Origin of the sequence: Accumulibacter sp. (assembly GCF_036625275.1) — a bacterium.
In the GTDB taxonomy this organism is placed as follows: domain Bacteria; phylum Pseudomonadota; class Gammaproteobacteria; order Burkholderiales; family Rhodocyclaceae; genus Accumulibacter.
This window is the reverse complement of sequence record NZ_JAZKUD010000053.1, coordinates 1-26,825: the sequence shown is the minus strand read 5'-3', so window position 1 is coordinate 26,825 and position 26,825 is coordinate 1. Positions and strand designations below refer to the sequence as shown.

Here is a 26,825-nt window from a genome sequence, read left to right as displayed (position 1 = left end):
CCTTGGTCGCTTGCATGCACAAGATGCTGACGATTATGAACGCCATCGTCAAATCGGGTATTCCGTGGAATCCAGAACATCAAAATGTCTCTAAAAATGCTTGACCGGGAACACAGTTGCTCTCCCCCTCGTGGGGGAGCAACTGTGTTCCAAGTCAAGCAATTTCTGGATCCCACCGGGTACGAGTCTTCAACACCGCATTCATGATGGTCAGCAACTTTTGCATGCAGGTGACGATGACGACTTTGGCGAGCTTCCCGGCCTGCTGGAGGCGTTGAGCGAAAGCCTGGATAACCGGATTACAGCGCATCGCCGTGATGGTGGCCATGTACAACACGGCCCGCAGATCGGCCCGGCCACCCCAAATGAATCGCTTCCCGTGTCGCTTGCCACTGTCGTTCGCCAAAGGAGCGACGCCGGCCAGCTTGGCGATTTCGCGACGGTTGAGGTGTCCCAGTTCCGGGCATTCCGCCAAGGCGGTCCGACTGGTCACCGGGCTTTCCCCGGGGAGGCTGCGCAGCAGATCGTCCTCGGCCCGCCAGAGATCGGAGGTGCGCAAGCGCTGCGTCAGATCGTCGTCGATCTCGGCGATCCGCTCGTTCAACCACGCGTTAGTTTCGGGGTAAGTTCGGGAGACAGAGAAAGCCGACGGACGTCCTGTAGCGACCATTTGGGCTGGTTGGGCATCAGGCCATAGGCGATGAGGCCGGTCAGCAGATTGACGGCGAAATGAATGGGCGAGTGATGGCGGGTGTGCTCGATCTGACAGAGATTTTTCAGTTCGTCGATGACGGTTTCGACGAGGGATCGCTGTCGTAGCATCGTTTGGTCGAAGGGATTGAGGGCAACAGGCTTCATGTTTTTTCTGACCTTGGTTACCAAGTCGATGCCGAGATCCTTCAGAAAGTTGGTCAGGCAGTCATGCTTGCGGGCAGCCAGAGCATGACAAAAAGCGGTACATTCTTGTTTTGAAGCGTCGTTGGGGGATCGGTCGGAAGATGGGGCAGGAGCAGGAGGCGTGCAGCACGGAGTTCTGGCACGTGACCCGCCTGGTCGCCGTGCATGCACCGCACGCTGCCGCAGGCAGAGACGCATGTTGACGCTGTTGCGCGCCTGGCGCGAGCGTGGCTGGACGCCGATCGATGCGGCGAGCTACGCGCAAGCCTGGCAACAGTACGGCGGCAGCGTCGCCACGCATCCGCTCGTCGTCGAGCGGTTGGCGGGGCTGGCGGCAATACCGGTGCGTTATCTTGGCTGGTTTGCTGGCGATCGGCTGCTCGCAGCGATTCCCTGCTGGGGATCTTATCTGGCGCTGTCCAAGGTGGTGCTCAAAAAGCACGGCCAACGCGGCCTGTTCGATCTCGGCAATGCCGAAATCATTCTGCCGATCGCCGCCGAGGCCTCTGTACCCGTGCGTTTGCGGGTGCCCTACGTCTCCGAACTGAACGCCGCGCGCATCAGCACGCTACGGCCGCAGCCGCAGGGCTTGGCGCTGGCGCGCCCACCAGAAGACTACGGCAAGAAGTTCCGCTACAACCAGCGCCGCGAATGGCGGCTGCTCGAGGAAGCGGGGGGCAGCGTTCGTTCGATGCTCGATTTCTCGCCGTCCGAGCAGGCTGCCATCTACGCCGATTTGTTCGAGCGCCGCTGGGGCTTTGCCGCCCGCGGCGCGGCGCACTTGAGCCAAGTCTTTGCGCTGCTGCGCGAATTCATGACCGGTGCGGTCCTGTTGCGCAACGCGCAGCCGATCGCCATCCAGATTCTCTACCGCGTTGAAGCCCCACAATGGATTTCGCTCGAATACATCAACGGTGGTGTCGATCCGCAATGCAGCGAGTTCAGCCCTGGCAGCGTCCTCAGCTTCGTCAACACGCAAGCCGCCTGGCAGGATGCGCGCGCGCGCGGCAAGCCCTTGCGCTATTCCTTTGGTCGCGCCGATCGTGAATACAAGGATCGCTGGTGTCATCGTGTGCCAGCCTATCAAATCTAGACAACGTGTCCTCCGCGATGCCAGCGAATTCCTCCCCGAGGCCAGCCATGCTTTCACGCAAACCCCAATTACTTTCGCGCTACCGCCGACAGAAGCGCTATCTGATGCTCTTGGCCGCACTTCTGCTCGTCGCACTCGGCGTTTTCGTCGCCTGGTGGCTGCTGCCCGGCCTGCTGCTGCTCGGCTGGGTCGTGCACGAGGCCTGGCTGGCCGACCATCTTTTCTATTCGCCGCACGATGACTACCAGTACCGGTTCCCACCCGATACTCCCAGGCAGCAGGTGTCGCTGCGCGATGGCCGCGTGCAGTTGAGCGAGCCGCTGGCGGCTGGCGAGACCTTGATCCTTGAAGTCGAGCTGCGCAGCAGCGGACTCGGCCGTTGGTTTGATCCGCAGATCCTGCTCGGCGATGACCGGCAGGATTTCGAGCGCGGCGTCACGGGCCGGCGCTATCTGAATGTCTCGGGGCAGGCGGCAGTGCTTGCCCGCAGCGAGCTGCTGATCCAGGGGCGGCACTGCCGTCTGCCGGCGACCGCGACGCTGTACACGCTGGACAACCCGGACTACGCACAGCGACGCGTCATGGTGCTCGCGCCGCACCCTGACGACGCCGAGCTGGCAGCGTTCGGCGTCTACAGCCGGGCGTCCGAAGTGCTCATCGTGACGCTGACGCAGGGCGAAGTCGAGGCCGAGGCATACCAGCGTTTCGACCTCGATGCCGTGCAGGCGGCGCGGCTGAAAGGCCGCTTGCGCAGTTGGGACAGCATCGCCGTGCCGCTCTGGGGCAACGTTTCGCAACAGCGCTGCGTGCAGCTCGGTTACTACTGCCTGCAACTGTCGGCGATGCTCAACGATCCCGCAGAGACCTTTGCTTCCCGCGCATCGGGCGAGTCCGACATCCGCAGCGCGCGTCGCCACAATCCACTGGCACTGCCCGCCGATGCCGATGGCCAGCCTTCGGGAAAGAACCTGCTCGGCGACTTGGTTGCTCTGCTTGAACGCTTCCGTCCGGAAATCGTCATCACGCCGCACCCACAGCTCGACCCGCATCCCGATCACTACGCGACCACCCTGGCGATTGATCTGGCGGCCAAACTGGCGAGTTGGCAACCGGAAATCGCCCTGCTCTACGCCAATCACCTGCACGACAACGACCGCTGGCCCATGGGGCCGGCCGGTTGTGGCATCGCCCTGCCGCCGGCACTCATACCGTTGCCCGCCGATGCGCTCTGGAGCCCGACGCTGAGCGAAGCGGTGCAACTCGACAAGGCCATGGCATTGGCCATGCAGCACGACCTGCAGGGCCGCCTGCCGGTCAAGAAACGTCTGCGCCGGCGCATTCAGCAAATGCTCACGGGCCGTTCCTGGCCGCCCACTGGCGAAAACGAATTCTTTCGCAAGGCTGTCCGCCGCCATGAACTGTTCTGGGTACGTCGCTTCGACGCCTGAGTGCCGAAGGCGCCGGGTAACTTCCGAGACAGCTCATCGATTACCATTCGCCAGAATTTCCCTGCAGGAGTGACGAAGGAATGGCATGGCCACCGCAGTGAATCATTCTCAACGCTTTGCGCTCAACTACGAGGCATCTCCCGCAGCTCCGACCAATGCTGCGCGATGTCCGAGCTGTCAGGCAGCGATGGCAGTTCATCGATTTCAGCGCCAGCTCGGCGGCGAGCTCACTCTGGACCTCTGTTTCGCCTGCCAGGGCATCTGGTTCGACGAATATGAAAGTGCGCAACTGGCGCCAGCCGGGGTCCTCGAACTGTTCCGGCTGCTGCACCAGCACGCTGACTCGCGCCAGCCCTGGCGCCAGCCGCTGCACTGCCCACGCTGCCAGGAGTCGCTGCTGGCCTGCCTCGACAGCACACGCGCCGGCCGTTTTGCCTACCACCGTTGCCCGCAACGGCACGGCCGTTACACCGGTTTTGCCGCATTCATGATCGAAAAGGGCTTCGTTCGTCAGCTCAACGGCGCTGAAATCCAGCAACTCGCGCGCCAGGTGCAGACCATTCACTGCTCTGGCTGCGGCGCGCCGGTCGACATTCGTCACGACCCGGTCTGCAATCACTGCCATTCGCCGATCGTCATTCTCGACCCCGACGCCGTGCAGAAAGCGCTCGATGACTTCGGCAAAAAAGCGAGTCGGCAGGCAAGCCTTGACCCGCAGGCCTTCGCCGATGCGCTGATCGCCAACGAGCGTGCCAGATCACGGGCGAAGCGGCAGGAGCGCAAGGACCGCTTGGAACCCGACGTCGTGGATCTCGTGCTTAACGGCATTGAGGGCGTGTGGCTGTTTCTCAAGGAGTAAGCACGTGGCTCCTCGCCATCAAACATGCTTCTGTTTCTCGAAAACGCGCGCAGGCTTGCATCTCGACGCAGATCGCGGAAAATGCCGGGGTCGCCACCGGCAATGTTCGGTCGGTTTCCCCATCAGTGAGGTGGCAGATCTTGCCTGCAACAAACCAATCCGGTCGTATCGAAGAGGACAAGCTCTCGCCTGAACAAGATTCCAGTCCCCTGACCCAGGCCGGTGAAACGCTGATCAGTGTCATCATTCCGACCTATAACTACGCGCATCTGTTACCGCGAGCGCTCGCTTCGGTGTTGGTGCAGATGGCCGCTGATGTCGAACTGATCGTTGTCGATGACGGCTCGACCGATGCAACCAACGAAGTCCTGGCAAGTCATGCCGCTCGCTACCCGCAGTTGCAGCTCCTCGATCAGGTCAATGCCGGTGCTGCAGCGGCACGCAATCACGGGATTCGCGCGGCGCGCGGCCGTTATGCGCTGCTGCTCGACGCTGACGACGAGTTGCTGCCGGGCGCGCTGGCGTGTCTGCGCACGTTGCTGGAAAAACATCCGACCGCGGGTATGCTGCTCGGCGCGCAGGTTTCGGTTTACCCGGATGGTCGCGAGCGCCTGCGCCTGCCGAAGCCGGTGCCGCTTGCTTCAGCCCGTCAACTGGCCAAACGCTACTTGCTCGAAAAGCGCGTGTCGATTTCGCATGGCTGTTCGCTGTTTCGCCGCGATCTGCTCTTGCAAAGACCCTACCCGGAGAATCTGCGCGGCGGTGAAGACGTTGCGGTTTTTGCGCATCTCCTGGTCAGCGCCCCGGTCACCGTCACCTGTGAACCGCTGGCGCGCATCCACAAACATCCGGACAGCCTGCGGCATCGGCGCGATGGTGAAGAAGAGCGCGCTCGCGTGATGGTCTCGGAGGTCTTTGCAGGGCTGCCTCCCGAATGTCAATCGCTGCGCCGACGCTATCAGGCGCAGCGCTATCTGTCCTTGTTTCGTACCGCCCTGCTGGCTGGCGAGCGCTCGACGGCCAGGCGCTATTACCGTGATGCCTTTCGCCTGAGTCCCTGGCAGGCTTTGCGTGGGCGCCACCTGCGCAAGGTGATTCGCTTGCTGGCAGGGCTGTGAGGATGCCTTGATGTGGTTATTGAGGAGCTGGTTGATGGCTGATGTGGTGACAGCGCTGCCACGACGGGTTTCACCCGTGCAACTCGCGTTTCTCGGCAGCTTGCTGCTTTCGCTGCTTGCCGTTGCCGGCACGGTGACCCTGGCCAAGGATGCGGCGCGTTACCTGTACGTCAGCCAGCAGATTGTCGAGCAAGGCCCGCGAGTGGCGTTCGAGCTGTTCAGCTGGCCCTGGTTTTCACTATTGCTGGCGGCGACGCAGCGGCTCTTTGGCATTTCGCTGGAACTCGCGGCCTACCTGTGGTGCGCTTTTCTGATGGCGGGGACCTGCACCCTGCTGGTAGCAATCACACAACGCTTCGTGATCGGCAGCGGCTATTGGGCCTGCCTGGTGGTATTGTCGATCCCTGCCTTCAACCAGTTGCGCTACGACATCATCCGGGAGTTTGGATTCTGGTTTTTCTGTACCCTGGCACTGTGGCTGGCTCTGCGCTGGCTGGAGCGTGCCGGCTGGTTGCGCGCGCTGCTACTGCAACTGGCCATCGTTGCCGCGGTGCTGTTTCGCATCGAGGCAGTTCTCCTTTATCCGGCGCTGGTGCTTTGCCTGCTGGCCGATCTGAAAACACGCCTGGCCTGGATACGGCTGCTGCAGATCAATCTCCTGCCGCTGGCCGGACTGCTTTTTGCGGTGATCTGGCTGCTTTCCGGGCATGCGCTTTCGCAGGAACGCGTCGACTACGTCCTGTCTCTGGTCAGTCCGCAGAATTTCCTGGAGCGCTTCAATCTGATGGCCAGCAAGTTTGCCGAAGTGGCGCTGGCGAAGTACTCTGCAGATGATGCCCGGCGCATCGTCTTTTTCGGTTTGTTGCTTACTTTGATCAGCAAGTTTGTCGCGCTTTGCGGGCCTTTCGCCCTGCCCCTGCTGTATCGTCCCGGCTGGCGTGGCGTCGGTGAATTCTGGCACAGGCTCAGGCCGATGGCCTGGGCCTGGCTCATTTATTTTGGTCTGTTGCTGATTTTCTTCGTACAGGAGCGATTCATTAACTCACGTTACGTCAGCTTTCTGAATCTGCTGGTCGTTCCGTTGCTGACCCTGTTCGTGGTGTCTTTTGCCAGGAACTTCCCACGCCTTGCGAAAATCCTCGTTATCCTGTCCCTGTTGGTGATGTTGCAGAACGTCGTCTCGTTCGGCCCAAAGAAAACGCACTACCTCGAAGCCGGCGCCTGGCTGGCGCAACACACCCATCCTGCAGACAAGATATTCTATGAGGACTCACGACTCGCCTATTACGCTGGCAGGGGCTATCCCTACATGCCGTTCGATCGCGAACAGGCGATGAGTGCCGAGCAGGCACAGAACTTTCGCTATTTCGTACTCATCGACAAGCCCGGAGACGCCGCGCTGCAACGCTGGATGGTGCAGCAACACAAGCAGGTGCTGAGTCGGTTCGCGAATCGCAAGGGCGACACCGTCCTGGTGATTGGCGATTGATGGCTGTCCGGCGGACTACCGCACCGGGCATCAGTGTTCGCTGTGCGCTTTCTCCTGCAGTGTCGGGTAATCAATGTAGCCTTGTGCGCCCCCCTTGTAAATCGTCGACGCGTTCCAGTGCGCCAACGGCGCACCGATGCGCAAACGTTCGACGAGGTCAGGGTTGGCGATGAAGTGTTTGCCAAAAGCGATCAGGTCGCCACAGTCGTTTCGTAGCGCAGCTTCTGCCCGCTCGCGGTCAAAGCCGCCACAGAGGATCATCGTTCCGGAATAGCAGGCGCGCAGGTGCTGGAGCAGATCGCTCTGCGGATCGTGTATCCAGTTCCCCGACTGGTCATAGACGTGCAGATAGCGGATACCCAGCTGGTCCAGCTGACAGGCCAGATAACCATAGGTGAACAATGGCGCCGGGTCCGGTTGCATTTCGTGCGCTGTCCCCAGCGGCGAGATGCGAACCCCGACGCGCTCGCTGCCGATGGTTTCGGCGACCGCGGCCGTGGTTTCCAGGAGAAATCGCCAACGTTTGTGAGTGGCGCCGCCATAGGCGTCGGCACGGTCGTTCAGATAAGGGCAGCGGAACTGATCGAACAGATAACCGTTCGCTGCATGGATCTCGACGCCGTCGAAGCCTGCCGCCATCGCGTTTCGTGCAGCACGGGCAAAGTCCATGACGATTGCCCTGACTTCCTCGGTACGCAGTGCACGCGGCGGATCGCAGGGCTGCAGCACCGGCTCCTTGCTGCCATCGAGGACCGGCACCCGGTCGTTGTGCAGAGCGATCGTACTTGGGCCTACGGGTGGCGAAGCATCGGCACGCAAGCTGCAATGACCAACGCGTCCGACATGCCAGAGCTGCAGGTAGATACGCCCACCCTGGCCATGCACCGCGGTGGTGACTTGTCGCCAGCCAGCGATCTGGGCGGGGCTGTAAATCCCCGGCGTACAGGCGCAACCGCGCGCCTGCGGCGACACCGGCGTTCCCTCGGCGATGATCAGGCCCGCCGAGGCCCGCTGTGCGTAATACTTGGCAGTCATTGCGGACGCCGCAAGCTGTGCGTCTGTGGCGCGATTGCGATTCATCGGCGCCATCACGATACGGTTCGGCAGCGCCAGGCTGGCGAGCGAATAGCAAGAAAATAATTTCCTGGACATGGTTAATGTACCTCCAATGGGGGCCTGGATGGCATGAAGCAAAATTCGTGCCATTTAATCGATCCTCTGCCAGGCGCGGGAGCTTCGAAGAAGCATTGCGCAGGAGAATCATGGTGCCCCGAAATTTCGGAGAGATGACTGCGGCGGCGTGCATTGGAGGTGACCAGGTGACGCCGGGGCGCGGACTTTGCAACGTGTCCTGCAACAATGATGGCAGTGCTTCAGAAACCCCAGATCTGGTTGGCGCGGACAAAGCCTGCCTGTCCCTCGCGATGGCGCACCTTGACCCAGCCGCCGGGAGAAGTTTCAAGATACTCCAGGGAAACGTTCTTTTCCGCTTCGAAGACGAGGGCCGCGGCCTCGTCAGCGTTTTGCCGGACCTGGGCGCGCGCAACCGTGACGATGACCGAACGCCGCTTGACGAGAGCCGCCGCCTCGATCCACGCCAACCCGCCGTCGGCATCGCGTACTTTCGACCATCCCTCGAGATTGACCACCAACTCGACCGGCGTGCCCCGCCTGATCACGAAAAGCTTACTGCCTCTTAGCGATGGCGCATCGTAGAGCACCGTCGCAATGTTGACGGTGCGATATTCAATTGCCAACGCCGGCACGGCAAGTCCTGCGCCCAGCAGAAAGCCCAGCAGCCGCTTCATCAACGGTCCTTACTGGATGGTAGCGGCGCTCGCTGCATCCTTCGCCGCTTCCTGTTGCTGCAGACGAGACATGTACAGAGCCTCGAAATTGACCGGCTGCAACAGGACCGGCGGGAAACCGGCACGGATCACGGCATCGGAAACGACTTCGCGAGCGTAGGGGAAGAGAATGTTGGGGCAAGCAATCGACAGCAGGGGTTCCATGTTCTCGTTGGGAACGTTCTGGATGCGGAAGATGCCGGCCTGACCCACCTCGACAAGAAAAACCGTCTTCTCTTCGATCTTGGAGGTCACGGTGGTCGTCAAGGTCACTTCGAAGACGCCCTCACCAATCCCTTGCGCATTGGTCTGCAACTGGATGCTGACCTTGGGAGATTCTCGCTCGAGAAAAATCTGTGGGGCGTGGGGTACTTCGACCGACAAATCCTTGATGTAAAGCTTTTCTATCGCAAAGACGGGGTTATCTTGCGCGGGGGTTTCCTGTTCGCTCATGATGATTCTCTAACCTTTGTTGTGAGAGTGGTGGGTAAGGCTCGGGAAGTGGGTGTCAGATGCCTTCACCCGCGAGTAAGGGCATCAATTTGCCCGCACGGTCGAGCGCAATCAGTTCGTCGGAACCTCCGACATGCGTATCGCCGATGTAAATCTGTGGGACGGTGCGCCGGGCGGTCCTTTCAAGCATTTCGGCACGGCGCTCGGGATCGAGATCGATACGCACTTTCTCGATATCCACGACGCCACGGGCACGCAACAGTTGTTCAGCGCGAATGCAGTAGGGACAAACGGCGGTCGAGTACATCAGCACACGCGGCCTGGCGGTCATTTGCGAATTCCCTTCTTGAGCGGCAGACCGGCCTCGACCCACGCCACCGTACCCCCCTCGAGCGAGTGCACCTTGGAGAAACCGAGCTTGGCCAGTGTCGAGCAGGCAGATGAAGAACGGGCGCCGGACTGGCAGACCAGGATCACCGGTGTGTCCTTGAACTGCGCCAGCTCGCCGGCACGTTCTGCGAGTGATTCCGAAGGAATATTGCGCGAGTCGCAGAGGTGCCCGGAAACGTACTCATTGGGCTCGCGAATGTCGATCAGCTGCGCATTCTCGCGGTTGATCAGCAGGGTGGCCTGCGTCGGCGTGAGTGAGTTGGCGCTTCCGGGACGACGCACCGAAAGCGCCAGCAGCATCGCGCCACTGACCACGGCAACGGTTACCAGCAAAATGTTCTGTTGAATGAATTCCAACTGAAACTCCAGAAACTGACAGGTCCAAACAGAAGAAACCAGCCAAACGTGGCAGGACAAGCATGGGCGTGCGTCGCTGACGCGACTTGTGCCTCAATCTCCGCAAAAAACCTCGCGCATCATGCCAATCAACTGCAGCGTGCGGGCGTCACCGACACGATAGTAAACCCGATTGGCGTCCTTGCGCGCGAGCAGAACGCCCTTTTCGCGAAGGATGGCAAGGTGCTGGGAAATGTTGCTTTGCGAAGTGCCTACCGCTTCGACGATCTCTTGCACACAAACATCCTGATCGCCAATCACGCACAGTATCTTGAGGCGCAATGGATGTGATATCGACTTCAGCGCACGTGCCGCTTGCTCGATATGTTCCTGCTTGTCGATGATACTGGTCCGGATAGGCACGATATGACCGACTCTTCAATTATCATATAATCGGCCATTATAGAGCAAAACCCTGACTGCAGGAGAACACCGCCAATCCTGGGCAGCGTGACGAAAATCACCCCTGGCAGGTTTTTGCAAACCAGCCCAGGTTTCAGCAAGGCATGTGCCGCTCATTGACGAGAAAGCATTCTTTTCCCTCCTGCACCATCGCTCGCGGCGAAACAAGGTCGACCGTCGTCGCGGCCGATGCCGGGCGGATCGCAATGCCTTCCTGGCGTGGGCTGCTCGTCGGACTGCTGATCCTGTTTGCGCTGCTGGCGTTCGGCAGGACCGCCAGCAGCCAGAACGTCCGGGAGACGGCCGCAGTGTCGCTGAGCGAAGTCGCTGAACGTCAGGACGACCTGAAATCGCTGCGTTCCCAGATCGATACGCTGCGCAAGGAAATGGCCAGCGCCGAAGGATCGCGCCGAGATGCCATCGACCAGTTGCAGGATACCGAACGGGCCATTTCGTCCACCCAGCGCGAACTGCATGGGGTGACGATCCAGATCGACAAGCTGCAGGCCAGGTTACAGGATCTCGGTAGCCAGTCGCGCGAACTCGAAAGGACACTGAGCACACAACAGGCACAACTGGAAAAGCTGCTCTACCGGCAATACCTGCGTGGCACCCCGGACCCCTTGCGACTGTTTCTCAACGGTGACGACCCCAATCAACTGGCTCGCGATCTCCATTATCTTGAGGCCATTGGCCGGGCGCGCGGACAGATCCTGCGCGAAGTCGAGGCTACCCTGCAGCGCAAGCAGGCGATCGTTTCCGAGACACGCCAGCAGAGCGCGCTATTATCCGCCAGCGAGGCCCGGCAGAAGGAAGAACATGCCAGACTGCTTGCCCAGCGCCAGCAGCGCCAGGCGATGCTTGACCAGATATCGACGCAGATCGCAGTACAGCGACGCGAGATCGGCAATCTGCAACGCGATGAAAAGCGTCTGACAGAACTCGTCGACCGACTGTCAAAGATCATCGCCGCCAGGGCAGCCGAAGCGCGGGAGGTTCTTCGCCGGGAGGCGCTACGGGCAGCGCATCGGCGCGAGTTGCCGCGGCAGGGGACGCCCCAGGAGAAGCTGTTGCGAACACTGCCTGCCGACCCGGAGAGGACAGCACGTGCCGGGCCTCCCGCAGTGGAAGAACCTGCAGGCGGCGCAACAGCACCGGAGGTCCGCGCAGAGAATCCACCGCCGGTCGCCGATCAGATTGCCAGAATGAAAGGGCAACTGCGGCTGCCGACGCGCGGCTCGATCAGCAATCGATTTGGCACCCCGCGACAGGAGGGCAGCACCTGGAAAGGCCTGTTCATCCTTGCCAGCGCCGGCAGCGAGGTCCGGAGCATTGCCGGCGGGCGGGTGGTTTTCGCCGAGTGGATGCGCGGCTTTGGCAATTTGCTGATCATTGACCATGGCGGTGGTTATCTGTCGATCTATGCCAACAACGATTCGCTGCGCAAACAGGTCGGCGACGAGGTGCACAGCGGCGAAGCGATCGCCACGGTGGGCAACAGCGGTGGGAATCCTGAATCCGGTTTATACTTTGAGCTTCGTCACCAAGGGAAACCGCTCGATCCACTGGTTTGGGTTGGCCCGAAATGAGGTGCAGACTGGAGTGAGACAAATGGGTAAGTTGAAACAGGCCGGGCTGGTTTGTGCCGGGGTCGTGGGTGGCGTCCTGATCAGCCTGCAGTTTTCAGCCATCGCCGACAAGGAGATGCGCGCCAGTCTGCCTGTTGAGGAACTGCGTACGTTTGCCGAGGTGTTCAATGCCATCAAGACCGGCTATGTCGAGCCGGTGGACGACAAGAAGCTGATTACGCATGCCATCAGTGGCATGCTTTCCAACCTCGATCCGCACTCGAGTTACCTGGACGCCGACGCCTTCAAGGATCTGCAGGTCGGCACACAAGGCGAGTTCGGCGGCATCGGCATCGAAGTGGGCATGGAAGACGGTCTGGTCAAGGTGATTTCGCCGATCGAGGACACCCCTGCCTATCGCGCCGGTGTGAAACCCGGCGACCTGATTTTCAAGATCGACGACACCTTGGTCAAGGGCCTGACCCTGAGCGAAGCCGTCAAGCGCATGCGTGGCAAGCCGAAATCCCAGATCAGGCTGTCGATCATCCGCAAGGGTGAGGCCAAACCGCTGGACATCACGCTGGTACGCGAAGTGATCAAGGTACAGAGCGTCAAGTCGAAACTCCTCGAGGGAGGCTATGGTTATCTGCGCATCACCTCTTTCCAGGAGAATACCGGTGCTGCCGTGGTCAAGCATCTGGTCGATCTGTTCAAACCGGGTCCGCTCAAGGGCCTGGTACTCGATCTGCGCAATGATCCAGGGGGGTTGCTCAACAGCGCGGTCGGCGTCTCGGCGGCCTTCCTGCCTTCGGATATCCTGGTGACCTCGACCGATGGACGCACCCCCGATGCCAAGCACCGCTTTGTCGCCTCACCAGCAGACTATCTGCGCGGCAGCCGCGAAGATTACCTGAAGGCACTGCCGTCCGAGGCGCGCAAAGTACCGATGGTGGTGCTGGTCAATAGTGGCTCTGCTTCGGCTTCCGAAATCGTCGCCGGTGCGCTGCAGGACCACAAACGCGCGATCATTCTGGGCACCACGACCTTTGGCAAAGGCTCCGTGCAAACCGTCCTGCCATTGCCCGGGAACACCGCGATCAAGCTGACGACCGCTCGCTACTTCACCCCGTCGGGCCGTTCAATCCAGGCCAAAGGCATCGTGCCGGACATCGTCGTCGAGGAGAGCGCCAACGGCAGTTCGACCGAGCGTTTGCGGGAAGCCAACCTCGATCATCACCTCGACAACAACAAGGAAGCTGTCCCGGCGACCAAGGAGACTCCCGCCAAGCCCCCCACCAAGGCGGCACCGATCAAGACCAGAAGCGGCGCGACGAAAGACGAGCCCGACGAGTCCTCCGAGCTTCCAAGCCGTGAAATTGCTTCGAAAAAGGACTATCAGTTGAATCAGGCGCTGAATCTTCTCAAGGGGATGCAGATCATGCAGAGCCAGCGGTGAACCCGTCTTGCGGAGTGGAGAAAGTGAAACGACCAGAAGCGACCGCGCACAAGGCGACAGCGATCCGTAAACAACGGAATATCCTGTTTGCCAAGTTCCCGCCAGGACAGGTACCCGAAGCCAGCGACTTTCTCGGCAGGCTGGAGGACCTGGAAGTTGAACGGCGTGAACAGCAGCGTGCACTCGGCGTTGCCTACGATCTCCGCCGCCACTGCCTGCAGGAACTCGAAGGCACCCTCGAAGACCAGGGCTACCATCTCGACAACACGCTGATGAGCAAGATGATGCGGGCACTGATCTACTACGTCGAGGAAACGCAACTACACAACCTTGAAACCCCCGAGCGGCCGCTCAAACGCTCGCAGTCGGAAGCCTACACCCACGCCTGGGAACGTCATCCGCACGGCGATCACGACGATACCCCGCCGGAGTGGCGCGAATACAAGTAAGGCCTGCCCGATGGACGACGGACAGTTGCTGCGCTACAGCCGGCATATCCTGCTTGAGGAGATCGGCGTCGAAGGGCAGCAGCGGATACTCGATGCGAAAGTGCTGATCGTCGGTGCCGGAGGTCTGGGTTCGCCGGCCGCGATTTACCTCGCGGCGGCCGGCATTGGGCGAATCATTCTTGCCGATGGCGATACGGTGGACCTCACCAACCTGCAGCGCCAGATTCTCCATGCGCAGGAGCGGATCGGTCAGTCCAAGGCCCTCTCCGGACAGGCCGCGTTACAGGGCGTCAATCCCGACGTGGTAGTCGAGGCGATCACCACCCGCCTGGCCGGTGCAGCGCTGCAGGAACTGGTCGCCGATGCAGACGTGGTTCTCGATTGCTGCGACAACTTTGCCACCCGACACGCGGTCAACCGGGCGTGCGTCAGGCACCGTAAGGCGCTGGTTTCCGGTGCGGCGATCCGCTTCGCCGGACAGCTTGCGGTATTCGATAGCGGTCGCGATCGCACTCCCTGCTACCATTGTCTGTTTCCCGAAACCGGGGAGGTGGAGGAGGAACGCTGCGCGACGATGGGGGTATTCGCACCGCTCACCGGCATCATCGGCACCATGCAGGCAGCCGAAGCCCTCAAGCTGATCGCCGGATGCGGCGAGGTGGTGCTTGGTCGGCTTTGGCTGCTCGATGGCCTGTCGATGGAGTGGCGCAGTATCCGGTTCGGACGGGACCCGGAGTGTCCGGTATGCGCCGGGCTCAACTGAAGCGGGCGAGCAGGCGCAGATCGGAACCCAGCGAACGGACGTCACGAATCGCGAGATTGCGCCGAGTGGCCAGCGACTCGAGCGCCGGCAGGTCGAACATGCCGCGTGCCACATCACCGATCAGACAGGGCGCGAGATAGAGCAGCAGTTCATCGACCAGACCCGCACGCAGCAGCGAGCCGCTGAGTCCGAAACCGGCCTCGGCATGGACTTCGTTGATGCCACGCCGGGCGAGTTCGTTGAGCAGGGCCGGCAGATCCACCTGTCCATCGGGCCCGGGCAAAACAACGACCTCGGCGCCGTGTTGTCGCAAAGCGGCGGTCCTGGCCGGCGCATCGACAGCAGCGGCGACCAGAACCGTGCCATCGTCGAGCACTCTGGCGTCGAGCGGCAGTTCGAGGCGGCTATCGACGATGACTTTCAAGGGTTGACGCCATGCCCCGGCCAGGTTGTCCAGCCCGCGCACGTTGAGTTGCGGATTGTCGTGACGGATCGTGCCGATACCGGTCAAGATCGCGCAGGCACGCGCTCGCCAGCGATGGCCATCCTGCCGTGCCGCCGGGCCGGTCAGCCACTGGCTGGCACCATTCTGCAGCGCCGTCTTGCCATCGAGGCTGGCCGCCAGCTTCAGCCGCAGCCATGGCCGGGAACGTGTCATGCGTGCGACGAAACCGATATTGATCTCGTGCGCCTCGGTAGCCAGCAAGCCACATTCGGCCAGCAGTCCGGCCGCGCGCAGGCTGGCCAGTCCCTGTCCGGCGACCAGCGGATTGGGGTCCTGCAGCGCGGCGACCACCCTGGTCACTCCGGCAGCGAGCAGCGCCGCAACGCAGGGGGGCGTTCGGCCATGGTGACTGCAGGGTTCGAGGGTGACATACGCGGTCGCCCCGCGCGCTTTCTCGCCAGCGGCCTGCAAGGCGTGAACTTCGGCATGCTCCGTCCCGGCTCGCACATGCCAGCCTTCACCGACAATCTGGCCAGCGTTGACGATGACACAGCCGACGCGCGGGTTGGGTGTCGTGGTGTACAGGCCGCGCTCGGCAAGGCGAAGCGCAAGCGCCATGAATCGGTGATCCGCCGCGCTGAACGCCGGCGCCATCAACGGCCGAGTGGCTGCGTGGGATGCGGCTCTTCCGGGGAAACTTCGCGAATGACCTTGGAGAACTCGTCTACGTCCTCGAAATTCCGATACACCGAAGCGAAGCGGACGTAGGCCACCTTGTCGAGTTTCTTCAACTCGCGCATGACCATTTCACCCAGCTTCTCCGAGGCCAGTTCACGCTCGCCCAGCGCCAGCAGTTTTTCCTCGATGCGGGCAATCGCCGCCTCGACGGCATCGACGCTGACCGGTCGCTTGCGCAGCGCCAGCCAGAGACTGGCGGCAAGCTTTTCGCGGTCGAAATCCACCCGCGAGCCGTTCTTCTTGATGACTTGCGGCAGGCGCAAACCGGCCCGCTCATAAGTCGTGAAGCGCTTGTCGCAGGTCAGACAACGCCGCCGCCGCCGCACGATGTCGCCGTCGTCGTTGATCCGGGTATCGGCGACGGCAGTTTCGTCAGCGCCGCAGAACGGGCATTTCATCTCGCCGAGCCACCATAGACCGGGAATTTCCGGCACAGCTTCGAAACATCGTTGCGCACGCGCGCCAGCACCTCGGCGTCGGTGGGCGCATCGAGCACATCGGCGATCAGGTGGGCAACCTGCTCGGATTCGATTTCGGTGAAACCGCGCGTGGTCATCGCCGGCGAACCGAGGCGGATACCCGAGGTCACGAAGGGCTTCTGCGGATCGTTCGGGATGGCATTCTTGTTGACCGTCATGTGTGCGGCGCCGAGCACTGCCTCGGCTTCCTTGCCGGTGATGTTCTTGGCGCGCAGATCGACCAGAAAGACATGCGATTCGGTTCGACCCGAGACGATGCGCAGTCCCCGTTCATCGGCCAACACCCTGGACAGTACGCGGGCGTTGGCGACCACCTGCTCCTGGTAACGACGGAAGGCCGGCGTCAGGGCCTCCTTGAAAGCGACCGCCTTGGCAGCGATCACGTGCATCAGGGGGCCACCCTGCAGACCGGGGAAAATCGCCGAATTGATGGCCTTTTCATGCTCGGCCTTCATCAGGATGACGCCGCCGCGCGGGCCGCGCAGCGTCTTGTGCGTCGTCGAGGTCACGACATCGGCGTAGGGTACCGGGTTGGGATAACAACCGGCCGCGATCAGGCCCGCGTAGTGCGCCATGTCGACCATGAAGATCGCGCCGATTTCCCTGGCAACGTTGGCAAAACGCTCAAAGTCGATACGCAGCGAGTACGCCGATGCGCCGGCGATCAGGATGCGCGGCTTGTGCTCGCGCGCCAGCGCTTCCATCTTCGCGTAGTCGATCGCTTCGTTCCGGTCGAGACCATAGGCCACGACCTTGAACCACTTGCCGGACATGTTGAGCGGCATGCCGTGGGTGAGATGGCCGCCTTCGGCCAGACTCATTCCCATGATGGTATCGCCCGGTTTGGCAAAGGCCATCAGCACCGCCTGGTTGGCCTGCGACCCGGAATTGGCCTGAACGTTGGCGGCCTCGGCAGCAAACAGTTTCTTGAGGCGGTCGATGGCCAGTTGCTCGGCAACGTCGACATGCTCGCAGCCGCCGTAATAGCGCTTGCCGGGATAGCCCTCGGCATACTTGTTGGTCAGTTGCGAACCCTGCGCGGCCATCACCGCGTGGCTCACATAGTTTTCGGAAGCGATCAGCTCGATATGCTCTTCCTGACGCTGATTTTCGTTCTCGATGACCCTCCAGATCTCGGAATCCACTTTCGCCAGGGTGTCTTTGTCGGAAAACATGATGCGCCTCTCAAGCCTTGAAAAGGCTTGAATTGTAGCACGCGTGGCGGTTCCCGGATTTGGCCGGGAAGCATCGGGGGGCCGGACTGCGCTGACCTCGACGACCGGCTGGTCTGGGCATGCCTGCTGATCCTATGGCCGGCCGGCACTCAAGGCAGCCACATCAGCGCAGGTTTCGCTGACCGGGGTGACGGTGACGGCGACGTCGAGTTCGTGCGCGTCACCACCGAGAATGACGCCGCGCAGCGGGGAGACGTCGGCAAAATCGCGCCCCCAGGCGAGCGTGATGTGCTGCGTGTCGGGCAACAGGTTGTTGGTCGGGTCGAAGTCCACCCAGCGCCCGCCTTCGAGGCCCGGACAATACACCGAAACCCAGGCGTGCGAGGCGTCGGCGCCGACCATGCGCGGCTTCCCCGGCGGCGGATGGGTGAGCAGGTAGCCGCTGACGTAACGTGCGGCGAGGCCCTGCGAACGCAGGCAGGACAGCATCAGGTGCGCGAAGTCCTGGCAGACGCCGCGCTTTTCGGCCAGCACCTCAAGAACCGGGGTGGCGACGGTCGTTGCCTCGGGGTCGAACTCGAACTCGTTGTAGATGCGGCTCATCAGCGCCTGCACCGCTTCCAGTACGGGCCGGCCGGGGGTGAAGCAGGGTCTGGCATAAGTGGCAAACTCGCGCTTGACGCGCACATAGGGCGATTCGAACTGGAAACGGCTGGCGTCGAGCAGGACGGGACGAGAACCGTAGGCAAGTGCGTCACGCACCGTTTCCCATGCCGGCGAAGCGCGCAGGTAGCGGGGCGATGCCGGTTGCGGAGGTCTGGTTTGGCCAGCATTCGTGGTCGCTTTCCCCATCAGGGCAGCCAGTGCCTCGAGCGGCAAGTGTGAAAGTACCTCGATGGTGCTCTCGGCGCGGACGTTGAGGGTGTCGTGCGGAAATTCGATCGCCAGTTCCCGTACCGGATTGCCGAAGCAATCGTGGCGCTCGCGCGCAGCAGTCACTTCCGGATTCACACTGATCTGATGCGCCAGGCAGCGTTGCCAGGTGCAATCGCGTGGGGTCAGATGCAGGAGCTGGCGCGACAGCGATACCGGGCTTTCGTAACGGTAGATCGTTTCGTGAACGATGTGATAGCGGGCAGCGTTCGGGTTCACGGCGATCACGAGGTGAGGGTGGGCCGGCTGACGTCGCCGACATGACTGAAATAGCGCATTGCCAGGCGATCCGAAAGCGTTGCCGCGGCGAGTGAAACCTCGCCAAGGATCGCTGCCAGCGCGAGGCAGGGATCGCAGGTACGACAGTCGCTGAAGCTTTGCCCCTCGAAACGCCCGAGGTCGAAACCCTGCAGGCGCGCCAGCTCCTGGCGCAGCGCCCGGTCATGCGGACCGCCGAGCAGGCGCGTCAGGTTGTCGAGGTAACGGATGAGGATTTGCAGTTGAAAGGCCACTGAATGCGGGTTGCCTTCGTCGAAAACGATCAGGTCGAGGGTCGGCAGGACCTGTGGCTGGGTCATGTAGCGCGAACGGTAGGTGATGATGCTGTCGGTCAGTTCGAGCAGCCATTCGAGGCTGCCGGCAGCGCGCGTCGAGTCCAGAAGCAGGAATTGCGCGACGGCGTTGGCGAGAAAAACGAGTCTTTCGATCCGCCTGCCGATGATCAGAAAACGCCAACCGTCGTCACGGGTCATGTTGTCCATCGCAAAGCCGGCCAGTGAGGAGGAGACGAGCAGAACCTGGTCGAGGAAGGCCAGCACCTCGCTGAGTTCGGGCTGGCCGACCTCGGCCACGGTCTTGCCGTAGCGTTGCAACTGCTGTTGCAGGCGATTGATCGCATGCCAGTTATCAAGTGAGAAACGCTCGCGTACCTGCGTGGCCACCCAGAGCAGGCGGCGAATGTCGCCGGCCAGACCCTCGCTTGATTCGGTGCCACAAACCGCGGCAAGCAGTTGCGATTCGAGTGACAGCTCGGGTGGTGGCGTGCCGACCTTGGTCGCGCTGCCCGTCTCGGCTTCGCTGACGGGCGGTAACAGCTGCAGGGCACGACAAAGGTCGAAAGCCGAGGTCAGGGCCGGCAGGATCTCGGCGCCGGTATCGACCAGACGTGACAGCGCGACGCGCAGGAGGCGCGAGGTCTTGTCGGTTCGTTCGGCGTAACGGCCGAACCAATACAGGTTCTCGACTACTCGCGACGACAGGTTGCGACCGCCGCGTACCAGGTCGGCTTTGCCGACCGAGTGCTTGAGCAGGCTGAAGGTATTGACCGCCTGGTCGGTCAATACCCAGGTGTCCTTGCTCGATCCGCCGCGCTGCATCGAGATGACCCGCGCATTGGAAGCCGCTGAGACACGCGTCAGGCCTCCCGGCATCACCACGTAGCCGCCCGGGGTGGCGGCGACAAAGACGCGCAGGCCGACGCCGCGCGGCAGCAGATGCCGGTCATGGTGGGTACTCCAGGTTGGGGCCTCGGAGAAATTGACCAGTTCCTGGGCGACATAGGCCTGTGGCCGGGTCTTCAGGCGGGCGATCATTTCTTCGCGCGGGCTGCCGATCAGTTCGTTGCCAAAGACCGGATCGAAACGCTGTGAGGGATACGATCCCTTGATCACCAGTTCGTCGAGGTGCTCGATGGTGAACTCGAGTGCCGCCTGCTCGCCGCACCACCAGGTAGCCACCGAGGGCATGGCCAGCGGCTCGCCCAGCAGCTTTTCGCAGGCGCCTGGCAGAAATCCCGGTAGCGCTGCGGATTCGAGCAGGCCGCTGCCGAGGGCGTTGGCAATCAACACCTTGCCGGCCCGTACGGCCTGCAAGAGCCCTGGCACACCGAGTGCCGAAGTGCCGCGCAATTCAAGCGGATCGCAGTAGTCATCGTCGAGTCGGCGCAGAATCGCATGCACGCGGCGCAAGCCGCTGAGTGTCCGGAGGTAGACGCAGTCGCCGCGTACCGTCAGATCATGTCCCTCGACCAGCGGAAAACCGAGATAGCGCGCCAGATAGGTGTGTTCGAAGTAGGTTTCGTTGTAGGGCCCCGGTGTCAGGAGCACGATCAACGGCGCCTCGCTGGCTGGGGCTGCCCAGTAGGCCAGACTGTCCTGGAGTTGGCGGAAAAACGAAGCGAGATGCTGGACATGCAGGTCGCGGAACTGTTCGGGGAAAACACGGCCAACGATGGTCCGGTTTTCAAGTGCATAACCCGCACCCGAGGGTGCCTGCGTGCGATCGGCAATCACCCACCAGCGACCGTCGGGCGAGCGTGCGAGGTCAACGGCGCAAAGATGCAGGTAGGTATCACCGGGTGGTCTGACCCCCTGGCATGGCCAGAGAAAATTGTTGTGGCCAAAGACCAGCGCCGGCGGCAAGCTGCCGTCCTTGAGCAGCTCCTGCGGACCATACAGATCCTTGAGCACGGCGTTGAGCAGGCGCGCGCGCTGCGTCACGGCGCTGGCCAGTTCCTGCCACTCGCCGGGTGACAGGATCAACGGCAGCGGATCGAGTTCCCATGGCCGGTCGGCGCCCTTCGGGTCAGCATAGACGTTATAGGTGACGCCATTTTCGAGAATGCGCCGGCGCACATAATCGACCCGGTGGCGCATCTGCTCGGGGGTTGCGGCATCGAGGTGGGCAAGAAACGATTGCCACGCAGGGCGAACGCTGCCGTCCTCGGCGAGCATTTCGTCGAAACGGTCGGTTTTCTTCTGGTAATTGGCAAGCAGGGATTGCGGCATCAAAAAAGCGCAGGAGTGTTTGCTCCTGCGCCAGGTAGTTTCAGGATCGCCGCAAGTCTAACGTAAACGGGAAGCCGGTATTGACTGGTGCGGGCGGAGCCTCTTGCGAAACTGCGCACTGCAGGCATGATTTTTTCGCTGCTGGGGCGAAAGCGAAGGACGCGGTTAGCCACCTCTGGCATGACACGGTGATCAAGGCCCAGGCAGGGTACGCATCTGTTTGGCGGTGAGCGTCATCCTGGAAGCTCCTATGCGATCGATGGGGTGGAGAAGGCGCTGTAGCTCGCTCGGGGTCGGCGAAATGCCAGACTCATCCCCAGGCAGGGATATCCAGTATCACCGATAACCGTTTAATTCTAAATGGGATCTTGGAATGGGCAAAATTACTCTGACTGAATCACGTTCCACGGGTGCGAACGAAAGTGTTGGACGAGTCCCTATTCTGATCATGGTCATCGACTTGGCCAGATTGGCGAGGAGTCTGCGGTAGAGTAGCGTTCCCATCCTCGGAGAGAAGCCATGCTCATCATTTCCTGCGACGAAGCTTCGGATACGAGAGTCTTGGCGGCCCGCCTGGCCGCCCAGCCCAAGAGGTTGGCCAAGGCGCTGGAGAGGCTGGATCTGATGGAAAATACTCAGGGAGAACTACGGCGTGTCGACGAAGCCGAGCGGCGCGTGACCGAAATCCTCTGGGAGACGGGCCAAGAGCTTCTGACGGGGTGGGCCGGGCAGGTCGCTGATGCGGTGACGGCCGAGGCGCGGGCGGCCGTTCCGGTCGTTGGACACGTCAAAAAAGTCTACTGGACGCGATGTGCAACTTTTGCCCCCATCCGCCTTGCCCCGAAAGCTGGTTTGGCGACCCACTCGCTTGGGATGGCACACGGGCACGGGGAATCCGTCCACGAGATGCCCTGGCGCCTTGGGCGCCCCCAGCATGCTGGCCCAGTGCCGATGCAGAAGGGCTTTGACGTGACCGAGGTTGGCCAGTGGTCGGGTGAAAATCGAACGATTGCCCAGATGGGGAAACCCTGCGGCCTCATGCCGGCGGAAGTCCTCCCAGACGGCTTTGTCGCTGCGGTAACCGAGGGTCGTGCCGACGAACGCCATCGTCAGCGCTTCCGCATCCGACCGTTTGGGAGGAAAACCTCGATGCCGCGGGTTCCCTCCCGGAATGACCGCTTGCAGGGCTTCGCAAACATGGCAATAAACGACGACCAGAAAGGTTGCGATGGGCATGGCCGGCTCCAGCTTTTGAAAACCGGTAGGTCAGTACACCCTCATTGAAAGTTGCACATCGCGTTTTGTCATCGTGTTGTTGGTTTGCCGACACGTCTCAGGAGATAATCCTTATTTTGGGGAGACTGGTCGATGGTGAACGGATTTGCTGCGTGCCGGCCAGCATGAAAATAATAACGACCTGCATTGAGTGATTTCCGCCTACCACGCCAAATACTTCGCGTATGAGCTGACTCGGCGCCACGACGCCGAAGGCGTTGATCGTCTGTCGCAATCCCTGTTCGATGCCAGCGTTGATTTGAATCCCCATCAGATCGATGCCGCGCTATTCGCCTTGCGTAACCCGATCCAGCAAGGCGTGCTGCTGGCCGATGAGGTCGGCCTCGGCAAAACCATCGAAGCCGCGCTGGTGCTCTGCCAGTATTGGGCGGAACGTCGCCGCCGGCTGCTGGTTGTTTGCCCAGCCAGTCTCCGCAAGCAATGGGCGCAGGAGCTGTGGGAAAAGTTCGCCCTGCGGGCAACGGTGCTCGATGCCGTCAGCCTTCGCAAACTCCGCGCCGGCTCGGCGCTCGCCACACTCGAAGGGCTGGCCGGCAAGCAAATCGTCATCGTCTCCTACCAGTTCGCCGCCAAGCTCGAAATGGAGATGCGGGCCACCCCGTGGGATTTGGTGGTGATCGACGAGGCCCACAAGCTCCGCAATGCCCATCGCGCCAACAACCGCACCGGGCAGACGCTACGGCGTGCCTTTGACGGCCGCAAGAAACTGCTGCTGACAGCAACGCCCCTGCAAAACTCCCTGATGGAGCTTTATGGCCTCTCCACGCTGCTCGACGAGCATCTGTTTGGCGATGAAGCGGCCTTCCGCAAACAGTTCATGTCGGCCGGCGCATCGCTGAAGGCCTTGCGCGACCGATTGCAGACCTTTGCCAAGCGGACGCTCCGCAAACAGGTCCTCGAATATGTCCGCTACACCGAACGCAAGGCACTGACGCAGCCATTCAATCCCACCGATGACGAGCAAGGCCTCTACGAAGCCATCTCGGCCTTCCTGGCGAAGGAAGATTCCTACGCCTTGCCGCGCCGCCAACGCCATCTGACGGCCCTGATCCTGCGCAAGCTGCTGGCATCGAGTTCGCATGCCGTCGTCGCCACGCTGACGACCATTCGCGACCGGCTGGAAAAGCTGTTGATCGGGCAAGGCGACATCGACGACGGCCTTCTCGAAAAGCTGATCGAAGAAAACGAGATCGAGGACGACTACCTCGAAGAATCGGCAGACGCGGGAGACGGCGACAACGCCATCGACGGACCGACCACCCTAGACCCCGCCGCCGTGCGGCGCGAGATTGCCGAAATCACGTCTTTCATCGAGGCCGCCGACCGCATCCAGACCGACACCAAGGCACAGGCACTGCTGACGGCGCTGGAACTGGGCTTCGACAACATGGCCGAACTGCATGCCCCACGCAAGGCCATCATCTTCACCGAATCGCGCCGCACCCAGGAATACCTTGCCCGCTTCCTCTCCGCCAACGGGTATGCCGGCAAGCTGGCAACATTCAGCGGCACGAACACGGGCGACGACTCGACCCGCATCTATCAGGAATGGATGGAGGCCAACAAGGGGGGCGACCAAATCACCGGATCGCCGCAGGTGGATCGCCGCACCGCCCTGATCGACCATTTCCGTCGGACGGATGGCAAGGGGGCGGACATCATGATCGCCACCGAGGCCGGCGCCGAGGGCATCAACTTGCAATTCTGCGCCCTCATCATCAACTACGACCTGCCGTGGAACCCGCAGCGGATCGAGCAACGCATCGGCCGCTGCCATCGCTACGGCCAGCGCTACGATGTCGTGGTCATCAACTTCCTCAACACCCGTAACCAAGCCGACCAGCGCGTGCTCGAACTGCTCACCGAGAAGTTCAACCTGTTCTCCGGCGTTTTCGGGGCATCGGACGAAGTGCTCGGCCGCATCGAGAGCGGCATCGACTTCGAGCGCCGCATCCTGCAAATCTACGAAACCTGCCGACAGCCGGAAGATATCGATGCCGCCTTTGCCGCCTTGCAGGCCGAGCTTGAAGAGGACATCAGCAGCCGTCTCCGCGAAACGCAAACGCAGCTGATCGAGCATTTCGACGAAGACGTGCATGATCGCCTGCGCCTGCAACTCGACGAGGCCGAGGCCCGCCTCGACAAGATCGGCCGCTGGTTTTGGGGGACAACGCGCCACATTCTTGAACGCGAAAGTCAATGCGGCACCCGCTTCGAGGAGGCCAACTACGCCTTCTCGCTGGCGCGGTCCCCGATTCCCGATGCGCCGGTCGGCCGCTATCAGCTGGTGCGCGGCGGCAAGCAGGCCGACATGCTGGCCCATGCCTACCGGCTCAATCATCCGCTGGGCGAATGGGTGCTCGACAGCGCACGGAAGGCGGCAACGCCGGTTGCCGAGCTGACCTTCGACTACGCCGGCAACCCCACGCGAATTTCCGTCATCGACCAGCTGCGCGGCAAGAGCGGCTGGCTGACGCTCAACCACCTGACCGTCGCCGGCTTCGACACCTCCGAATCACTGTTGTTTTCCGCCGTGCTCGACAACGGCCAGACGCTCGATCAGGAAACCTGCGAAAAGCTGTTTTCCGTGCAGGCGGCCGGCAAGCCATCACAGGCCAGCGGCAACCCACCGCCAGTGCTGGCGGCCAACGCCGAGCGGCTGGCACAGGCCCGCATCGCCGAACTGCTGGAAGCCAACCAGCGTCTCCTCAACGAAGAGCGCGAAAAGCTCGAAAAATGGGCCGACGACAAGCTGCTGGCCGCCGAGGAAGGCCTGCGGGAGACCAAGGCCCGCATCGCACAGCTGAAACGCGATGCCCGCAAGGCAGCCACGCTCGAAGAGCAATCCGCCATCCAGAACGAACTGCGCGAGCTGGAACGCCGGCAGCGGCGGCAACGGCAGGACATCTTCTCCGTCGAGGACGAGATCATCGAGCGCCGCGACGCCCTGATCGACCAGCTCGAAAAGCGTATCCAGCAGCGCACCGGATCCGATAAGCTCTTCACCCTGCGATTCAGGGTGGTTTGACCATAGCGAGAAGCCTCATGGCCGATGACAAGAAGACGAACGAAAAAAAGCAGCGCCTGCTGACCCTGCTGCGGGAGATGTTCCAGCTCGATCAGCCCGATCTGGATTTCGGGCTTTACCGCATCATGCACGCCAAGCGCGGGCAGGTAGAGGCCTTCCTCGAAACCGAATTCGATCAGCTGATCGACAAGGTGTTTGCCGACCGTGGCGCACGTCACGAGGAAGAGGCCAAGAGGGAATACGAGGCGGCACGCCAGCAGGCCATCGAATTCGGCGCCCCCGATCCCGATGCGGCACCCAAGGTGCAGCAGGCGCGTGCCCGTTATGAAGTCGTCCGCCTGACCGGCGGCGAGGATGCCGAGATTTACGACCATCTGCATCGCTTCTTCTCGCGCTACTACGATCAAGGCGATTTCATGTCCCTGCGTCGCTACGGCAAGGGCGCGGCCGGCGGCGCCGAAACCTATGCCGTGCCCTACGATGGCTCCGAAGTCGTGCTGCACTGGGCCAACAAGGATCAGTATTACATCAAGACCACCGAGAACTTCGCCGAGTTCAGCTTCGATCCCCGCAAGGCCTTGCAGAAGGACGAACGCGGCATCAGCCGCAGCCTGTTCGACGATGAAGCCGCAAAAGTCGGCGCTGGCGCCAGTGGTAAAAAAATCGCGCTCAAAGTCCATTTCCGCATCGTCGAGGCCGCCGAGGGCGCCCACAACAACGTGAAGGCGAGCGACAAGGACGAGCGTTACTTCATCCTCGACGCCGAAACGCCTCTCGCGTGGGACGACAACGAACTGGTCATCCGCATCAACTACCGCACCGACCCGGAGAAGACAGGCCAGAAAGCGAAGTGGCAAGACAAGCGTAACGAGCAACTGGTGCAGACCGTGCTCGAATCACTGAAAGGCTTGACCGAAGGCGGCAACGCGCTGGCCGGCGAGTATTACGAGGTGCTGGCCCGCGAGGTGAGTAAGGGTAAGGACAAGAAACAGCTCCTGCTGGCGCGTTACGTCGGCCAATACACCGCCAGCAACACCATGGATTACTTTATCCATAAGGACCTCGGCGGCTTCCTGCGGCGCGAGCTGGACTTCTACTTGAAGAACGAAGTCCTCAAACTGGATGATTTCGTGGGCGGCGAAGATGCCGATGTGCAAGCAGGCCTCACCGATGCCCGCATGAAGGCCATGAAGGAGGCCTTGGAAAAGGCGCAAGCCATTCGCCTGCTCTCGCAACGGCTAATCGACTTCCTTGCCCAGCTCGAAGAGTTCCAGAAAAAGCTGTGGCTGAAAAAGAAGTTCGTCGTCGAGACGCACT

Annotated in this window: 24 protein-coding genes and 2 pseudogenes; 13 read left to right on the top strand and 13 right to left on the bottom strand. The window is 61.6% G+C overall.

What is annotated here, in order from left to right:
* Positions 1–104: pseudogene (locus V5B39_RS22220) on the top strand (IS110 family transposase); the annotation flags it as partial.
* 50 nt (positions 105–154) lie between these two features.
* On the opposite strand, the gene V5B39_RS15220 reads toward V5B39_RS22220, so the two are convergent.
* Positions 155–604, bottom strand: coding sequence for a transposase (locus V5B39_RS15220; RefSeq protein WP_434735702.1), 450 nt, complete (start codon positions 602–604; stop codon positions 155–157).
* Entirely contained in the window at positions 601–1,095 is a 495-nt protein-coding gene (locus tag V5B39_RS15215; protein WP_332343717.1) for a transposase, read from the bottom strand. The genes V5B39_RS15220 and V5B39_RS15215 overlap by 4 nt, the downstream gene beginning before the upstream one ends.
* Here V5B39_RS15215 and V5B39_RS15210 point away from each other — a divergent pair.
* From V5B39_RS15210 to V5B39_RS15190, 5 genes are all read left to right on the top strand, one after another.
* On the top strand, positions 1,094–1,990 hold the full coding sequence (locus V5B39_RS15210) for a GNAT family N-acetyltransferase (protein WP_332343716.1): 897 nt from the start codon (positions 1,094–1,096) through the stop codon (positions 1,988–1,990). The two genes, V5B39_RS15215 and V5B39_RS15210, sit on opposite strands and share 2 nt — an antisense overlap.
* A 47-nt stretch (positions 1,991–2,037) precedes the next feature.
* Complete coding sequence (locus V5B39_RS15205) at positions 2,038–3,438, top strand: PIG-L deacetylase family protein (protein ID WP_332343715.1); 1,401 nt, start codon at positions 2,038–2,040, stop codon at positions 3,436–3,438.
* 85 nt (positions 3,439–3,523) lie between these two features.
* Positions 3,524–4,297: a zf-TFIIB domain-containing protein gene (locus V5B39_RS15200; RefSeq protein ID WP_332343714.1), complete on the top strand. Its 774-nt coding sequence runs from the start codon at positions 3,524–3,526 to the stop codon at positions 4,295–4,297.
* 140 nt (positions 4,298–4,437) lie between these two features.
* Positions 4,438–5,415 (top strand): glycosyltransferase family 2 protein, encoded by a 978-nt coding sequence (locus V5B39_RS15195; RefSeq protein ID WP_332343713.1) that lies wholly within the window; start codon positions 4,438–4,440, stop codon positions 5,413–5,415.
* 34 nt (positions 5,416–5,449) lie between these two features.
* Entirely contained in the window at positions 5,450–6,904 is a 1,455-nt protein-coding gene (locus V5B39_RS15190) for an ArnT family glycosyltransferase (RefSeq protein WP_332343712.1), read from the top strand.
* A 30-nt stretch (positions 6,905–6,934) separates the two neighbouring features.
* Here the strand turns inward: V5B39_RS15190 and V5B39_RS15185 are convergent, their stop codons facing one another.
* The 6 genes from V5B39_RS15185 to V5B39_RS15160 all read right to left on the bottom strand — a co-directional run bounded on the left by V5B39_RS15185 (position 6,935) and on the right by V5B39_RS15160 (position 10,353).
* Positions 6,935–8,056 (bottom strand): alkene reductase, encoded by a 1,122-nt coding sequence (locus V5B39_RS15185; RefSeq protein WP_332343711.1) that lies wholly within the window; start codon positions 8,054–8,056, stop codon positions 6,935–6,937.
* 221 nt (positions 8,057–8,277) lie between these two features.
* The gene (locus tag V5B39_RS15180; protein WP_332343710.1) at positions 8,278–8,712 is read right to left on the bottom strand and encodes an SH3 domain-containing protein; all 435 of its coding nucleotides are present in this window, start codon (positions 8,710–8,712) and stop codon (positions 8,278–8,280) included.
* Between the two features lie 9 nt (positions 8,713–8,721).
* Entirely contained in the window at positions 8,722–9,204 is a 483-nt protein-coding gene (gene secB, locus V5B39_RS15175; RefSeq protein WP_332343709.1) for a protein-export chaperone SecB, read from the bottom strand.
* Positions 9,205–9,259: 55 nt separating this feature from the next.
* Complete coding sequence (gene grxC, locus V5B39_RS15170; RefSeq protein ID WP_332343708.1) at positions 9,260–9,535, bottom strand: glutaredoxin 3; 276 nt, start codon at positions 9,533–9,535, stop codon at positions 9,260–9,262.
* On the bottom strand, positions 9,532–9,951 hold the full coding sequence (locus tag V5B39_RS15165) for a rhodanese-like domain-containing protein (RefSeq protein ID WP_332343707.1): 420 nt from the start codon (positions 9,949–9,951) through the stop codon (positions 9,532–9,534). The genes grxC and V5B39_RS15165 overlap by 4 nt, the downstream gene beginning before the upstream one ends.
* 93 nt (positions 9,952–10,044) lie before the next feature.
* Complete coding sequence (locus tag V5B39_RS15160) at positions 10,045–10,353, bottom strand: ArsR/SmtB family transcription factor (RefSeq protein WP_332343706.1); 309 nt, start codon at positions 10,351–10,353, stop codon at positions 10,045–10,047.
* Positions 10,354–10,598: 245 nt separating this feature from the next.
* On the opposite strand from V5B39_RS15160, the gene V5B39_RS15155 reads away from it, so the two are divergent.
* Genes V5B39_RS15155 through V5B39_RS15140 form a run of 4 tightly spaced genes read left to right on the top strand, consistent with a single transcriptional unit; the run spans position 10,599 to position 14,628 of the window.
* Positions 10,599–11,981, top strand: a complete 1,383-nt coding sequence (locus tag V5B39_RS15155; RefSeq protein ID WP_332343705.1) for a murein hydrolase activator EnvC family protein — start codon at positions 10,599–10,601, stop codon at positions 11,979–11,981.
* A 22-nt stretch (positions 11,982–12,003) separates the two neighbouring features.
* Positions 12,004–13,416: a S41 family peptidase gene (locus V5B39_RS15150; protein WP_332343704.1), complete on the top strand. Its 1,413-nt coding sequence runs from the start codon at positions 12,004–12,006 to the stop codon at positions 13,414–13,416.
* A 23-nt stretch (positions 13,417–13,439) separates the two neighbouring features.
* The gene (locus V5B39_RS15145) at positions 13,440–13,865 is read left to right on the top strand and encodes a hypothetical protein (RefSeq protein WP_332343703.1); all 426 of its coding nucleotides are present in this window, start codon (positions 13,440–13,442) and stop codon (positions 13,863–13,865) included.
* Between the two features lie 10 nt (positions 13,866–13,875).
* Positions 13,876–14,628: a HesA/MoeB/ThiF family protein gene (locus tag V5B39_RS15140; protein ID WP_332343702.1), complete on the top strand. Its 753-nt coding sequence runs from the start codon at positions 13,876–13,878 to the stop codon at positions 14,626–14,628.
* Here V5B39_RS15140 and ribD read toward each other — a convergent pair.
* The 5 genes from ribD to V5B39_RS15115 form a co-directional block, all read right to left on the bottom strand.
* On the bottom strand, positions 14,621–15,727 hold the full coding sequence (gene ribD, locus V5B39_RS15135; protein ID WP_332343701.1) for a bifunctional diaminohydroxyphosphoribosylaminopyrimidine deaminase/5-amino-6-(5-phosphoribosylamino)uracil reductase RibD: 1,107 nt from the start codon (positions 15,725–15,727) through the stop codon (positions 14,621–14,623). The genes V5B39_RS15140 and ribD overlap by 8 nt on opposite strands.
* Positions 15,727–16,209, bottom strand: a complete 483-nt coding sequence (nrdR, locus tag V5B39_RS15130) for a transcriptional regulator NrdR (protein ID WP_332343700.1) — start codon at positions 16,207–16,209, stop codon at positions 15,727–15,729. Before nrdR ends, ribD begins: the two co-directional genes overlap by 1 nt.
* Positions 16,206–17,465, bottom strand: a complete 1,260-nt coding sequence (glyA, locus tag V5B39_RS15125; RefSeq protein ID WP_332343699.1) for a serine hydroxymethyltransferase — start codon at positions 17,463–17,465, stop codon at positions 16,206–16,208. The genes nrdR and glyA overlap by 4 nt, the downstream gene beginning before the upstream one ends.
* A gap of 132 nt (positions 17,466–17,597) precedes the next feature.
* Complete coding sequence (locus V5B39_RS15120) at positions 17,598–18,617, bottom strand: transglutaminase family protein (RefSeq protein ID WP_332343698.1); 1,020 nt, start codon at positions 18,615–18,617, stop codon at positions 17,598–17,600.
* A 5-nt stretch (positions 18,618–18,622) separates the two neighbouring features.
* Complete coding sequence (locus V5B39_RS15115) at positions 18,623–21,184, bottom strand: circularly permuted type 2 ATP-grasp protein (protein ID WP_332343697.1); 2,562 nt, start codon at positions 21,182–21,184, stop codon at positions 18,623–18,625.
* A gap of 519 nt (positions 21,185–21,703) precedes the next feature.
* Here V5B39_RS15115 and V5B39_RS15110 point away from each other — a divergent pair.
* The 3 genes and pseudogenes from V5B39_RS15110 to V5B39_RS15100 all read left to right on the top strand — a co-directional run.
* Positions 21,704–22,468, top strand: a complete 765-nt coding sequence (locus V5B39_RS15110) for a hypothetical protein (RefSeq protein ID WP_332343696.1) — start codon at positions 21,704–21,706, stop codon at positions 22,466–22,468.
* A gap of 142 nt (positions 22,469–22,610) precedes the next feature.
* Positions 22,611–25,508, top strand: a complete 2,898-nt coding sequence (locus V5B39_RS15105) for an SNF2-related protein (RefSeq protein WP_332343695.1) — start codon at positions 22,611–22,613, stop codon at positions 25,506–25,508.
* A 17-nt stretch (positions 25,509–25,525) separates the two neighbouring features.
* Positions 25,526–26,825 (top strand): annotated as a pseudogene (locus V5B39_RS15100) (site-specific DNA-methyltransferase); the annotation flags it as partial.